The sequence below is a fragment of the Streptomyces abyssalis genome, assembly GCF_001751365.1.
GTDB lineage: Bacteria > Actinomycetota > Actinomycetes > Streptomycetales > Streptomycetaceae > Streptomyces > Streptomyces abyssalis.
This window is the reverse complement of record NZ_LJGT01000040.1, coordinates 728,514-742,392: the sequence shown is the minus strand read 5'-3', so window position 1 is coordinate 742,392 and position 13,879 is coordinate 728,514. Positions and strand designations below refer to the sequence as shown.

General features: G+C 72.4%; 12 protein-coding genes. 6 read left to right on the top strand and 6 right to left on the bottom strand.

Annotated features, from left to right (window positions below; genetic code table 11):
• The first annotated feature begins 7 nt into the window (after positions 1 to 7).
• The 4 genes from AN215_RS18125 to AN215_RS18110 all read left to right on the top strand — a co-directional run bounded on the left by AN215_RS18125 (position 8) and on the right by AN215_RS18110 (position 5,307).
• Positions 8 to 1,003, top strand: a complete 996-nt coding sequence (locus AN215_RS18125; protein WP_245694537.1) for an N-acetylmuramoyl-L-alanine amidase — start codon at positions 8 to 10, stop codon at positions 1,001 to 1,003.
• A gap of 160 nt (positions 1,004 to 1,163) precedes the next feature.
• Positions 1,164 to 2,081, top strand: coding sequence for a hypothetical protein (locus tag AN215_RS18120; RefSeq protein ID WP_070011763.1), 918 nt, complete (start codon positions 1,164 to 1,166; stop codon positions 2,079 to 2,081).
• A 404-nt stretch (positions 2,082 to 2,485) separates the two neighbouring features.
• Entirely contained in the window at positions 2,486 to 3,118 is a 633-nt protein-coding gene (locus AN215_RS18115) for a hypothetical protein (RefSeq protein ID WP_070011762.1), read from the top strand.
• A gap of 5 nt (positions 3,119 to 3,123) precedes the next feature.
• Positions 3,124 to 5,307, top strand: a complete 2,184-nt coding sequence (locus tag AN215_RS18110) for a bifunctional polysaccharide deacetylase/glycosyltransferase family 2 protein (protein ID WP_070011761.1) — start codon at positions 3,124 to 3,126, stop codon at positions 5,305 to 5,307.
• 339 nt (positions 5,308 to 5,646) lie between these two features.
• On the opposite strand, the gene AN215_RS18105 is transcribed toward AN215_RS18110, so the two are convergent.
• The 6 genes from AN215_RS18105 to AN215_RS18080 all read right to left on the bottom strand — a co-directional run bounded on the left by AN215_RS18105 (position 5,647) and on the right by AN215_RS18080 (position 11,752).
• Positions 5,647 to 6,714 carry a prenyltransferase/squalene oxidase repeat-containing protein gene (locus tag AN215_RS18105; protein WP_070011760.1) on the bottom strand — a complete coding sequence of 356 codons (1,068 nt, stop codon included), beginning with the start codon at positions 6,712 to 6,714 and terminating at the stop codon, positions 5,647 to 5,649.
• Complete coding sequence (locus AN215_RS18100) at positions 6,711 to 7,511, bottom strand: class I SAM-dependent methyltransferase (protein ID WP_070011759.1); 801 nt, start codon at positions 7,509 to 7,511, stop codon at positions 6,711 to 6,713. Before AN215_RS18100 ends, AN215_RS18105 begins: the two co-directional genes overlap by 4 nt.
• A gap of 115 nt (positions 7,512 to 7,626) precedes the next feature.
• On the bottom strand, positions 7,627 to 9,024 hold the full coding sequence (locus AN215_RS18095) for a glycosyltransferase family 4 protein (protein ID WP_079123163.1): 1,398 nt from the start codon (positions 9,022 to 9,024) through the stop codon (positions 7,627 to 7,629).
• Positions 9,025 to 9,315: 291 nt separating this feature from the next.
• Positions 9,316 to 10,275, bottom strand: coding sequence for a 5-oxoprolinase subunit C family protein (locus AN215_RS18090; RefSeq protein WP_070011758.1), 960 nt, complete (start codon positions 10,273 to 10,275; stop codon positions 9,316 to 9,318).
• Positions 10,272 to 11,003 (bottom strand): 5-oxoprolinase subunit B family protein, encoded by a 732-nt coding sequence (locus tag AN215_RS18085; protein WP_079123162.1) that lies wholly within the window; start codon positions 11,001 to 11,003, stop codon positions 10,272 to 10,274. Before AN215_RS18085 ends, AN215_RS18090 begins: the two co-directional genes overlap by 4 nt.
• Entirely contained in the window at positions 11,000 to 11,752 is a 753-nt protein-coding gene (locus AN215_RS18080; RefSeq protein ID WP_070011757.1) for a LamB/YcsF family protein, read from the bottom strand. Before AN215_RS18080 ends, AN215_RS18085 begins: the two co-directional genes overlap by 4 nt.
• A gap of 106 nt (positions 11,753 to 11,858) precedes the next feature.
• Here AN215_RS18080 and AN215_RS18075 point away from each other — a divergent pair, with 106 nt between their 5' ends.
• Positions 11,859 to 12,563 carry a GntR family transcriptional regulator gene (locus AN215_RS18075; protein ID WP_070011756.1) on the top strand — a complete coding sequence of 235 codons (705 nt, stop codon included), beginning with the start codon at positions 11,859 to 11,861 and terminating at the stop codon, positions 12,561 to 12,563.
• 364 nt (positions 12,564 to 12,927) lie between these two features.
• Positions 12,928 to 13,725 (top strand): class I SAM-dependent methyltransferase, encoded by a 798-nt coding sequence (locus AN215_RS18070; protein ID WP_070011755.1) that lies wholly within the window; start codon positions 12,928 to 12,930, stop codon positions 13,723 to 13,725.
• The last annotated feature ends 154 nt before the right edge of the window (positions 13,726 to 13,879 follow it).

Genomic DNA, 13,879 nt, shown 5'->3' with positions numbered 1-13,879 from the left:
CCTGGGCGTGTCCAACGGAAGCCCGACCCCGCCCGATCCGTCCCTCCCGGGGAGCGGCGGCCCCGGCCCCGGCACCCGGTGGTCCCCGGAGCCGCGGCGGTCCCGCCGGCTGGGCATGCGCCTGCTGATCACGCTGGGGGTGCTGATACCGACGTCGTTCGCGGGCTGGCTGGTGTGGCAGTCCGCCGACCAGTCGTCGGGGGCGGGGAAGACCGGGCCGACGCTGATGCCGCTGCCGGACGACTCGCGGGAGAACTCCGGTTCCGGGGCGTCCGGGGGCGATACGGACGGTGGCGGCGGCCCGCAGGACGGAAACGGCGGGAAGCCCCTGGCCGGCATGACGGTCGTGATCGATCCGGGTCACAATCCCAACAACCGCCGCCACGCCGCCGAGATCAGCCGCAGCGTGAACATCGGCACGGGCCGCAAGGCGTGCGACACCACCGGTACGGCCACCGCCTCCGGCTACTCCGAGGCGGACTTCACGCTCGATCTGGCCCGCCGCGTACGGGCAGGTCTGCGCGAGCGCGGCGCGACGGTGGAGCTGACGCACCAGGGGCGCAGGCCGTGGGGGCCATGCGTGAACGCCCGTGCCGAGGCGGGCAACCGGGCGGACGCCGACGCGGCCGTATCGCTGCACGCCGACGGGGCACCGTCCGGCGCACGGGGCTTCCATGTGATCCTCCCGGAGTCGGTGAACGAGGGGAAGGCGGACACCAGGGCCATCGCCGGCCCTTCGCGCAACCTGGGCCGTGAACTGGCCGACGCCTTCCGCGAGTTCACGGGATCGAAACCCGCCGCCTACGCCGGCGACGGCGAAGGAACCGACACCCGCGGCGACTTGGGCGGGCTCAACCTCACCCGCGTACCCAAGGTCTTCCTGGAGTGCGGCAACATGCGCGACCCGCAGGACGCCGCCGACCTGACCGACCGGAAATGGCGTGACCGCGCCGCACGCGGAGTGGTGGAGGGCATCGCGGGATTCCTCGCGAAGAAGCCCTGAAGGCGCCGCGAAGACGCCGCCGAAAGCACCCCCGGAGCACGCCTGAAGCACCATCCTGCAGTGAAGTCGCCCCGCCGGGCCGGTCCTCGGACCCATCCGTACGATGGGGCACTACCCCGGCAGAGACCACAGACCGTATGAAACCTACTAAGGACGCTAAGTGAACATCCGCTCGCTCACACGAGGCGATGGCGCGGTGATCGGGGCAGCGCTGCTGCTGCTGATCGCTTCCTTCTTCCCGTTCTTCGACTTCGACGGCAACTGCCCCGTCGATTCCTGCAGCGTGTCCGCCTGGTCGCGCGTCACGCTTCCGATGCTGCCGACCGTGCATCTGCTCGGACTCGTCGCCGCCGCGCTGTTCGTCGCCGCGCGTCTGCTGCCGGGCGGCCGGAAGCTGCTGGGACTCGCCCTGGACCAGTGGGGGATGGTGCTCTGCCTGGTCGTCGGCTGGGCAGGCCTCTGGTCGCTGGTGGCCGTCCTCATCCCGACCCTGGACGCGCCGGGTGCCGCTGCCGACCCGAACGAGAACTGGACCCTGGCTGCCGGTGCCTATCTGACGCTCGTCCTCGCTCTCGCGCTGGCGGCGGCCGGCGCCCTGAGCACGACGCTCGCCGCGCTGAAGGCCCCACTGCTCCCGGCCCCCAAGCCCGCTCCGTACGGCGCGCCGCAGCAGGGCGCCTACGGCTACCCGGGCGGGCCGCAGCCGGGCCAGCAGGGTCCCTACGGCGGCCAGCCGCAGGGCGGTTACGGCTACCCCGGCGGACCGCAGCAGGGACATCCGGGGCAGCCCGGCCCGGCGCAGGCGGGAGCCCCGGGGCAGCCCGGAGCACAGCAGGCACAGCCTGGAGGCCCGGCGGCAGGCGGGGGCGCCCCGGACCCGAACTTCCAGCCGTTCTGGTTCGCCGTGCCGGTCACCCGTCCGCTCTTCGGCGAGGACGGCGCTCCGCAGCCCGTTGCCGAACTGGCGCCCGGCACTTGGTACTTGGCGGTCGAGCAGCGCGGTCAGGCGCTCATCGCGCAGACCCAGGACGGGCGCCGCGGCGTCCTGCAGGACACCTCGGGCATCCAGCGCGGCTGACACTCTGCCTCACGAAACGGCCCCTCCTCCCGGTCGCTCCGGGGAGAGGGGCCGTTTCCATCGCCCGGCGCGGCAGTTGACGCAGGGTTGGTCAGGCGTCCGGGCATCCTGCCGTGCCTGTTGCACAGCGTCGCGCTCCGCGGACACGGCGTTCGGCCAGGGGCAGGGACGACGTCGGCGGGGCAGTGCGGCAGCGAGTCCGGCGAGGTGTCGCAGGCCACGGCGAGTTCGTTGTCCGTGGGGCCGCAGATGCCTCAATGGTGCGTCAGAGGCGCCTCATCGGCGCCTCGGAGGCGCTCTCACGGAAGCAGCCCGGACGGCGTCCGGCAGGTTCTTGCCAGCCGTCGCTCGCACCGGGCGGTCTCACAGAGAACTCACAAGATTGCCCTCCACAGTGCCCCGGCATGAGACTTTTCCCGTCCTTCAGATGGAACGCCGACGGCCGTCGTCGTGTCGGAGAGCAGGGGGCGGAAGGACCTGTCTTCCAGGACTCCTCCGGGCGCCGCGCCCGCCGTCTGCGCCGCGCCGGGCTCGCCGTCGGGGTCGTCTGCCTGGTCTACGCGAGCATGCTCGGCGTCTCATTCGTGGGAAACACCTCGCTCTCCCCCTCGGACCTTCAGCCCTTCGACGGTGCGGACGCCGCGCAGAAGTCGAACAGCGGCAGCCGGTCCTCCGCCGGCGGCTCCTCGGCGGGGTCCGCCGTGAATCTGTGCAGGAAGCAGCTCCGGCAGCCGTCCGGAAAGCCTGCCGGACACCCGTGCCGGAAGGTCTGCCGGAAGCGGTTCGGACAGCCCTGCGGGGAGCTCTGCCGGAAGCGGTCCGGCCAGCCGTCCGTTCGGCCTTCAGGGCAGTCGTCCCGGCAGCCGGCCGGCCAAGCGACCGGGCAGCAATCCACGCAGTCCGTCCGGCAGTTGTGCAAGAGGCTCTTCAAGAAGCCGCACGGCGGTCCCGGCAGCGCGGAGCCCGCGCTCTCCGGTTCCCCGGCCCCGTCCTCGTCCCCGTCCTCGTCCTCGTCCTCGTCCTCCGGTGACTCCTGAAGCAGATGACATCCACCGTCCCTCGTGGCAGACATGCCCGGTCCCCGCAGACCGCGCCTGCCCGCCCTGCCTTCCTCAGGCCCCGTGTGGTCGTGGCGCTGCTCGGCCTGCTCGCCCTCGTCGGCGTGATGCTGTTCCACGGCTACCTGCACGCCGAGATCGGCAACGACAGCCGGGTACGGGAGAACGCCGCGGCCGACCGCGTCCCGGAGCGGGTGCGCGACGGCGGATCCCTGCTGTCCTTCAACGGCGACCGGGCGCGCAGCAGACCCGTCCCGCGCAAGACCATCGTCCTCACATTCGATGACGGCCCGGACCCCCGGTGGACTCCGGAAGTCCTCGCCGTGCTGGAGAAGTACGACGTGCCGGGTACATTCTTCCTCGTCGGGTCGGTGAGCGCGCGCAATCCGGGGCTCGTCCACGACATCGTCGAGCAGGGCAACGAGGTCGGCATCCACACTTTCACCCATGCCGACCTCTCGTACCAGAGCGCGGAGCGCGTGGAGCGCGAGATCAACCAGACACAGCTCGCCCTGGCCGGCGCCGCGGGCGTCAACACCTCCCTTTTCCGGGCCCCTTACTCCTCCGCTCCCGACTCGATGGACAATTACAGCTGGCCCGTCTACCGGCGGCTCGGTGCCGCGGGCTACACCAGCTCCTTCACCGACACCGACAGCGAGGACTGGAAGCGCCCCGGGGTGCAGAAGATCATCGAGAACGCCACCCCTGAGACCGGCGGCAAGGGCGCGTCCGTCCTCTTCCACGACTCCGGGGGCGACCGCTCCCAGACCGTGGCGGCGCTCGGCACGTACATCGAGAAGATGCGGGGGAAGGGCTACACCTTCACGACCGCCGGTGAGGCGATGGGCGGGCCCAGCCCTCAAACGCCCGTCTCCGGCGTCCCGTTGTGGCAGGGCAGGGCACTCGTCGCCGCTGCTGTCGTCGCCGAGTTCGCGATGCCGGCACTGCTCGTCGCGCTCACCGTCGTAGGCGCCGCCGTGTTGGGGCGCTTCGTGCTGATGCTCGTCCTGGCACGCCGCCACAGCCGGCAGCGCAACAGCCGCTCCTTCTCCTGGGGCCCGGAAGTGGTCCGGCCGGTGAGCGTGATCGTCCCGGCGTACAACGAGAAGGAGTGCATAGCCAACACGGTCGAGTCGCTCGCCGCGAGCACCCATCCGATCGAGATCATCGTGGTCGACGACGGTTCGGCGGACGGCACACCGGAGATCGTCGAGGCTCTCGGTCTGCCAGGAGTCAGAGTCGTACGGCAGGAGAACGCGGGCAAGGCCGCCGCCCTCAACCACGGGGTCGCCTGCGCCCGTTACGACATCGTGGTGATGATGGACGGTGACACCGTCTTCGAGCCGGACACGGTTCACGCACTGGTCCAGCCGTTCGCCGGTCCGTCCCCCGCCTCCGGCGGGGAGACCCCACCGGTAGGCGCCGTCGCGGGCAACGCCAAGGTGGGGAACCGCGGCACACTCATCGGGGCCTGGCAGCACCTCGAGTACGTGATGGGCTTCAATCTCGACCGGCGCATGTACGACGTACTGCGCTGCATGCCCACCATCCCGGGTGCGATCGGCGCATTCCGCCGCGAAGCGCTCGCGCAGGCGGGCGGCATGAGCGACGACACCCTCGCCGAGGACACCGACGTCACGATCGCGCTCCAGCGGTCGGGCTGGCGGGTCGTGTACGCCGAGCACGCGCGTGCCCGTACCGAGGCGCCGGGCTCCATGAGCCAGCTGTGGCGGCAGCGTTACCGCTGGAGCTACGGCACCATGCAGGCGCTGTGGAAGCACCGGCGGTCGGTCGTGGACCGCGGGCCCTCCGGACGGTTCGGCCGGGTCGGGATGCCGCTGGTCGTCCTCTTCCAGATCGTCATGCCGCTCTTCGCACCGTTGATCGACTTCTTCACCGTCTACGCGATGATCTTCATCGATCCGGTGAAGTCGCTGGCTGCCTGGGGGCTCGTCCTGACCGTCCAGCTGATCAGCGCCGCGTACGCCTTCCGGCTCGACCGCGAGAAGTACCGCTACCTGGTGATGCTGCCGCTCCAGCAGATCGTCTACCGGCAGTTGATGTACCTGGTGCTGATCCACTCCTGTGTCACCGCTGCCGCCGGCAGCCGCCTGCGCTGGCAGAAGCTCAGGCGTACCGGCGAGGTGAGGGTGCTCGGGGCCCGATGACACATGCGCACACCGCTCAGCAGCAGCCCGGCAGGCGGGGGCGCCGCCCCGGGGACCCGGACTTCCGGCCGTTCTGGTTCCCCGTGCCGGTCACCCGTCCGCTCTTCGGGGAGGACGGCACCGCGGCCCGTTGCCGGGCCGCCACGTCGAGCAGGCGATGGAAGTCCTCGCTCCGCGGCGGCGCAACCACTCGGTGCCTGATGATTGTCCGGAGTTGTCCGTGCGGGTGCGCACCACCGGACAAGGGGCAGTACGGCAGCGCCGGGGACGGGTGTCAGGACGGCGGGCTCCGGGCGGGCGGTGCGGCCGGCCCGGCCGGCCCCGGCCGCACGCCGACTCTCAGCAGCAGTCCGGCGGCAGCCCCTGCGGAAGCTGCTCCCCGCCGAAGACCGCCACGGTCGCCTCGTCGCCGCCCAGTGCCGCGACGGCCAGGAGCAGCGAGCCGGCCGTCCAGCTGGTCAGCTCCTCCGGCCAGACGGCGTCGTCCTCGAAGACGTAACCGGTCCAGTACAGGCCGTCCTCGGCACGCAGGTGCTGCACCCACTCCAGAATCCGGCGGGCGCGGTCCCGCTCCCCCAACGCCCATAGCGCCAGGGCCAGTTCGGCGCTCTCGCCGCCCGTCACCCACGGGTTGGGCAGCACGCACCGCACGCCCAGCCCGTGCACGACGAAGCGGTCCCAGCCTTCCTCGATGCGTGTCCTGGCCTCCTCTCCGCGCAGCGCGCCGCCGAGGACGGGGTAGTACCAGTCCATGGAGTAGCGGCCCTTGTCGAGGAAGCGTTCCGGGTGCCGGCGCACCGCGTGGCCGAGCTGCCCGAGTGCCAACTCCCAGTCCGGCTGCGGCTCTTCACGGTGCTCGGCCATCGCCAGCGCGCAGCGCAGTGCCTGGTGCACCGACGAGGAGCCCGTGAGCAGGGCCTCCCGAGCCGGGGTGCCGTCGGCCTCACGCTTCCAGCCGATCTGGCCGCCGGGCAGCTGGAGCCGCAGTACGAACTCGACGGCGGCAACGACCGCGGGCCACATCCGCTGCAGGAAGGTCTCGTCCCGCGTGGCGAGATAGTGGTGCCAGACACCGACGGCGATGTACGCGCAGAAGTTGCTCTCGCGGGCACGGTCGGTGGGCTCCTGGACCTCCCCGTCGGCGTAAGCGGCGTACCACGAGCCGTCGGGCAACTGGTGGTCGGCGAGCCACCGGTAGGCGGCCTCGGCCGCCGCGTGCTCGCCGGCCGCGTCCAGCGCCATCGCGGCCTCGGTGTGGTCCCACGGGTCGAGGTGGCCGCCGCGGAACCACGGGATGGCCCCGTCGGGACGCTGGACGGCCAGCAGCCCGTTCACGGTCTGCCGGGCCTGCGCGGCCGTCAGCACGCCGTCGAGTACGAGCCGTTCCGTGCGCTCGGGGCTCGTCACGCCTGCCCCTGCCCCTGTGCCGCGCCCGCCGCGGGACCGGACTGCTCCCGCTCTCCGGGCGAGACCCCCTCCGGCAGGTGCGGTTTCGTCGCGTACGCCACGAAGCTCTTGCCGATGAGCGGGTCAAGGGCCTTCTCCGCGAGGCGGGTGGCCAGGGGCTTCTTCATGATGTCCCACACCAGCAACCGGTGGTACGCGCGCACCGGGAGCGCGGCGTCGTCGCCGTCCCGGTCCACGCCGAAGGCGCACTTGAGCCACCAGTACGGCGAGTGCAGGCCGTGCGCGTGGTGCGTGCCGTACGGGCGGAGGCCGGCTTCGCGTATCCTGCCGAGCAGTTCGTCCGCCCGGTAGATGCGGATGTGGCCGCCCTCGACCTCGTGGTACGCGTCGCTCAGCGCCCAGCAGACCTTCTCCGGCCCGTAACGGGGCACGGTCACCGCGATGCGGCCGCCGGGCCGCAGCACCCGCACCATCTCGGCGAGCACGCCCTTGTCGTCGTGGATGTGCTCCATCACCTCGGAGATGATCACGACGTCGAAGCTGTCGTCCGGGAAGGGCAGAGCGAGCGCGTCCCCCTCCATGGCGGTGGCGGTGGCGCCCGCCGGCGCCTCGCCCTCCTCGGCCATCGCCGCGAACCAGCTTGCGACTTCGCGGATCTCCTCCGCGTTCCGGTCCAGCGCGACGACGCGCGCACCACGCCGGTAGCACTCGAAGGCGTGCCGGCCGGCACCGCAGCCCAGGTCGAGCACGCGGTCGCCCGGCGCGAGCGGGAAGCGGGAGAAGTCGACGGTCAGCACGGGTCTGCCTCTGCTTTCAGCGTGGTCTGCGACGGGGAAGGAGCGGCGGGAACGGCAGGGACGCGGCGCGCGCCCGGGCCCGGTCCGTGGGTCCTCAACGGCCGGTTTTCAGGGGTCAGTTCGGCACACGGGCGGCTCTCCGCGGACGTTCCGCCGCGCGGGGCCGTCCGGCCATGGCGGCGCGGTAGTGCGCCGCGGTCCCGCGTGCCGCCTGCTCCCAGGTGAAGTTGCGCAGCACGCGTTCGCGTCCTGCGGCCCCGAGGCGGGCCCGCAGGCCGGGGTCTGCCAGCAGGCGCCCGAGTGCGGTTGCCAGGGCGCCCGCGTCGCCCGGGGGCACGGCGAGGCACGTCTCGCCGTCCCTGCCCGCGACTTCGGGAATGGCCCCGCCGGTCGTGGCGACCAGCGGCGTGCCCGTCGCCATGGCTTCGGCGGCGGGCAGCGAGAACCCTTCGTACAGCGACGGCACGCAGGCGATCTGCGATCCGCGCACCAGACCGGCCAGTTCGGCGTCGCTGATGCCCTTGACGAACTCCACCGACGGGCCGAGTCCGTAGCGGGCCAGCGCGTCCGCCACCGGACCCTCCTCGGGCCGCTTTCCGACGACCACGAGATGAGCCTCGGGAACTTCCGTACGGACCTTGGCCAACGCCTCGACCAGATGCACCAGCCCTTTGAGCGGTACGTCCGCGCTGGAGGTCGTCACGATCCGCCCGGGCACCTCCGGAACGGAGGAATCCGGCGAGAAGAGGCCGGTGTCGGCGCCGATGTGCACGACATGGATGCGGTCCTGCCGCACCCCGAGCCGGTCCGAGATCTCCTGCCTGGACGACCCGGAGACCGTCAGCACCGACGGCAGCCGTCGCGCCACGCGCCCCTGCATCCGCGTGAAGCCGTACCAGCGGCGCACCGAGGCGCGGGCACGGCGGGTCGTGGCCGCGTCCAGATCGAGCTGCCGGTCGACGGTGATGGGGTGGTGGACGGTCGTGACCAGCGGCGCACCGAGGTCGCCGAGGAGTCCGTAGCCGAGCGTCTGGTTGTCGTGCACGACGTCGAACTCACCCCGGCGGGCGGCCAGATGACGCCGTGCGCGCAGCGAGAACGTGAGCGGTTCCGGGAAGCCGCCGGTCCACATCGTCGCGACTTCCAGCATGTCCACCCAGTCCCGGTACTCGCCGCGGCCCGGGGTGCGGAACGGGTCTGGCTGCCGGTACAGGTCGAGGCTGGGCAGTTCGGTGAGGGCGACGCCCTCGTCGAGCACCGGGTAGGGCTGCGCCCCGATCACCTCGACGGTGTGGCCGAGCCGGGCCAGTTCGCGCGACAGCTGCCGCACGTAGACGCCCTGGCCGCCGCAGAACGGATTGCCCTTGTACGTGAGCAGGGCGATGCGCAGAGGTCTCTCACCGTGGCCGCCGCCGTACGCCGCCGCGGGCGCGGGTGTGCCTGGGAGGGTGACGGGCCCGGCGGGTCCGCTGCCTCCGGTCGCCAGGGTGTCCCGTACGGCCTCTGCGGTCACTCACGGCCCCCTTCATCACGGCGCTTCCACCGTGATGGGAGACACCGGCGCTGTTCCTGGACGGGTTCGGGAGACGGGCCCGGCAGGGCCGCCAACCTACGGACCAAGAATTTACCGGCCGGTCACTTATCCCGAGCAGCCGAGGCAGGTGATTCGCGCCACCCGTCGCACACGCGCCCGTGGGGTCCGGCTGTCGCAACGTCCGAACTCGGCCTCACAGCCCTGCCGGACGGGACGGCCCGCTCATCGTCGGGGCGGAGGCGCCGAGTGCCCGCGCACGCCCCGATCCGGCTATCCCGAGACGGGAGTGAAGCGCACGGGCGTCCCGGGCACGGCCTGCGCCGCTGCCGCCAGGGCCTCCTGCGGTACGACACCGATCACCGGATAGCCGCCGGTGACGGGGTGATCGGCGAGGAAGACCACGGGACGGCCCTCCGGCGGCACCTGCAGAGCGCCCAACGCGATGCCCTCGCTGGGGAGTTCGCCGTCCCGCGCCCGCTCCAGCACCGGCCCTTCGAGGCGCAGCCCGATGCGGTTGCTGGCGGAGGAGACGCGGTAGCCGCCGATGAGAAGCGTGCGCAGCGCCCCGGCCGTGAACCAGTCCGCGCGCGGCCCCTGGACGACCGGAAGCAGCAGCTCGCCGGGCGGAGCCGCCCAGGGTGCCGCGTCCGGGACGGCGGCCGCCGCGCCTCCGTGCGGCCCGGCGGAGGAGCGGGAGCCGAGGCGCAGCCGGGCGCCGTCCCGCAGCGGCTCGGGGCCCAGCCCGGAGAGCAGGTCGGTGGCACGGCTGCCGAGCACCGGTTCGGCTCCGACGCCGCCGGAGAAGCCGATGTAGCTGCGCAGGCCGCGTTCGGCGGGCCCGACGTCCAGCACGGAGCCGGCCGGCAGCCGGAACGGGACGCCCCAGGGTGCGGGCCTTCCGTTCACGGTGACCGCGCACGGAGCGCCCGTGACGACGGCGCAGGGAATGCCCCTGACGACGGCACCGGCGAGCGCGCCACGGGGATGTCCGGGCCCGGGCGCCCCGCCGCCCTCCTCCGCGGCCGCGGAGGCGAGCAACGCGCAGCCGTCGACGGTGGTCTCCAGGGTGGCGGCGCCCTCCGGATTGCCCAGAAGCCGGTTGGCGAGGCGGTGCGCCGGTTCGTCCAGCGCTCCGGAACGGGGCACGCCCAGGTGTGCGTGCCCCGGACGCCCCAGGTCCTGCACGGTGGTGAGCGCCCCGGCCCGTACGACATGGAGCTCGCCGGTCATTCCGTTCCGCCCTCGGGCACGAAGCGGACCCTGGTGCCGGGAGCGAAGAGGGCGGCGGGCTCGCGCCCGGCGTCCCACAGCACGGTGCGCACGGCGGTGCCGATCAGCTGCCAGCCGCCGGGCGAGGACCGGGGATAGACGCCGGTGTACGGGCCGGCGAGGGCGACCGAGCCCGCCGGGACCCTCGTACGGGGATCGGAGCGGCGCGGCACGTGGTACTGCTCGGGCAGCCCCGTCAGATAGCCGAAGCCGGGAGCGAATCCGCAGAAGGCCACCCGGAACGTGGTGGCGGCGTGCAGCCGCCCGACCTCCTCCGGCGTGACGCCCCACATCCCGGCGACGTCCGGCAGGTCCGGGCCGTCGTAGCGGACGGGGATCTCCACGGCGGACTCGCTGCCGCGCTCCAGGGGCGGGATCCTCCACTCCCCCACTTCCGCGGCGAGGCGCCGCGGTTCGGCCAGCCCGTCCAGCAGCACGGTGCGTGCCCCCGGCACGATCTCCGTGATCCCGGGCAGCAGACCGGCCGCACGGCGGCGCAGCACCTCGGCGTGGAACGCCTCGGCAGCCTCGGCGCCGGGCAGTTCGACCAGCAGGCCGTGCCGCCCGACGGGGAGGACGACGGGGGCGGGAGGCGGCGTGGTTCCGGCTCCGGGGCCGGTCGCGCCCTCCGTTCCGGCCCTCTCGCCGGACTCCGTGGCCGGGCTCTCCGGGTCCGCGGCGCCGCTCACGTGAACGCCCGTACCGTGATTCCGGCGCCGGTCAGCTCGTCGCGTATCCGGCGGGCCAGGCGGGCGGCGTCCGGGGTGTCGCCGTGCACACAGAGGGAGCGGGCGCGCAGGCGCAGCGGCCCGCCGTCGACGGCGGCGACATCCTTGCCCTCGGCGATGGCGAGCGAGCGCGCGAGCACCTGTCCGGGATCGGTGAGCACGGCACCGGCCTCGGTACGTGGCACGAGGGTGCCGTCGGGCCGGTAGCCGCGGTCGGCGAAGGCCTCGTCGACGACGGGCAGGCCGGCGGCGGCTGCGGCGCCGTGCAGCTCGGAGCCGGGCAGCCCCAGTACGGGCAGGGCCGTCCCGGCCATCCGTATGCCCTCGACGACAGCGGCGGCCTGCTCGGAGTCGCGCACGCAGCGGTTGTAGAGCGCGCCGTGCGGCTTGACGTAGGAGACGCGGGAGCCGGCGGCGCGCGCGAAGATCTCCAGGGCGCCGATCTGGTAGGCGACCTCCGCGGCGAGTTCCGCCGCGGGTACGTCCATGCTGCGGCGTCCGAATCCGGCCAGGTCACGGTAGGAGACCTGGGCGCCTATGCGCACCCCCTCCGCCGCCGCCCGCTCGCAGACGCGGCGCATGGTGAGAGGGTCGCCGGCGTGGAAGCCGCAGGCGATGTTGGCGCTGGTGACGGAGGTCAGCAGGGCGTCGTCGTCGGTGAGTTGCCACCGGCCGAAGCCCTCTCCCAGGTCGGCGTTGAGGTCGATCATCGCAGCCAACCTAGAGGATTGTTGAACAATACGGCAAGGGGGTTGTTGTCCCGTGGAGCTTTCTGGGTTTCACTTGGGCGGACCACCTGCCTGAGGAAAGATCACCATGACCGCCGATGCCGACTCCGGCCTGGAGCTGACCGAACTCGCCGCTGACCGCGCCCTGTTGGGCCGCACCAGTACGGCCGAGCGAGTCGCCGGCATCTTGCGCGAACGTATCGCACAGGGATTCTTCCTGCCGGGGGTCCGGCTCTCCGAGGAGCGCATCGGCAACGCTCTGGGTGTATCGCGCAACACGCTGCGTGAGGCGTTCCGGCTGCTGACGCACGAGCGGCTCCTCGTGCACCGGCTCAACAAGGGGGCGTTCGTACGGGTCCTCTCGGCCGCGGACATCGCCGACATCTACCGCGTGCGGAATCTCGTCGAGTGCGCCGCCGTACGCGGCCTGGAGGAGCCGCCGTATCCGCTGGAGCAGGTCGCGGGCGCCGTGACGGCGGGCGAGCGCGCCGCGGAGAAGAACGAGTGGAACGACTGCGGCACGGCCAACATCCACTTCCACCAGGCGCTCGCGGGACTCGCGGGCAGCGAACGCACGGACGACCTCATGCGCGGCGTGCTGGCGGAGCTGAGGCTGGCCTTCCACGTCATGGACGACCCGCGCCGCTTCTACGAGCCGTATCTCTCCCGGAACCGCGAGATCCTCACGACCCTGGAGGACGGGGACGCGGCGGGCGCGGAACGGATGCTCGGCTTCTATCTGGAGGACTCGCGGCGCCAGGTCATCGAGGCCTATCCGGAGCAGGACGGCTGAATCCCCTCTCTCCTCCCGTCCGGCGCCTCAGCCTCCCGGAGCCGACTCCCGTCCAGGGCAGGGACGTTACGCACGGCCCGCTGCCGGCTGATCGTTGAACGATCTCGTGAGGCCGCCTCCGCAGGTGGGACCCAGGACGGCCGGCGTCCCGGGACCGGTCGCCGCACCGCGTGTGGGCCGCGACAGGAGAGGTACCTGGTGTGCAGGGGGTGGCTGTCACGCGTGCGGCCCGTCACGTGTGCGGCCGGTATGAGTCAGGAGATGCCGGGCAGGCACGCCGCAGCCCGGGGCCCGCGCCCACGCCCTGGGTCCTGTCCGCCCGTCCCGCCATGACGACGACGTGCAGAAAGGTGGCCGCGCAGCAGTGGATGAGGAGCTCGAAGACCACTACGCGCACCTCGCGGAGACCTACGACTCCACGTGGGCCCACAGGCCCGACTATCTCGACTGGATGGAAGAACAGATCACCTCCCGGCTGGAACTCCGCCGCGGGGACCGGATCGCCGACATCGGAGCGGGCACGGGACTCTTCCTCAGGCGTCTCCTGGAGTACGCCACCGAGAACACGCCTCTCGTCTGCGTCGACCCCTCGCAGCCGATGCTCGACCGGCTGCCGTCCGATCCGAGACTGCTTCCCGTACGCGCGACGGCCGAGGACCTGGCCCGCCGGCCGCCCGGGGCCGGGCAGGACACAGGCAGCGCTCCCGGTACCTCCTTCGACGCGATCGTGATCAAGGAGGCCGTGCACCACTTCTCGGACGTCCCGGGCACTCTCTGCGGGCTCGCGCGTCTGCTCGCGCCCGGCGGGCGGATTCTCGTCGTCACGCTGCCGCCGAAGCTCGAATATCCGCTGTTCCAGCGTGCGTTGAACCGCTTCGCCGCCAACCAGCCCGAACCGGAGGAGATCGAGTCGGCGCTGCGCGACGCCGGGCTCGAAGCACACACGAGCTGCGCCGCGTTCCCGGTCGGCGTCGGGCGTGACCACTGGCTGAAGCTCGTCGAGAACCGCTGGATGTCGGTGCTTTCGACCTTCTCCGACGCCGAACTCGCCGACGGCCTCGCCGAGATCGCCGAGTCGGCGGACCCGGGCCCCGACGGCAGGTTCGACTTCCCGGACCGCTTCGCCTTCGTCGAAGGAAGGGCCCCGGAAGGCGGCCGTTAGAGTGAGGGGCGTACATCGCCTCCGACCGAGGGAAGCCGGTGAGAGCCCGGCGCTGACCCGCAACCGTGAGCGACGCCCGTACGGGGCGAACTGCCGTCCCGTACGGGCGTCGTGAGCCGGAGCACCCGGCCCGGAGGCAAGGCTCGCGGGCCCC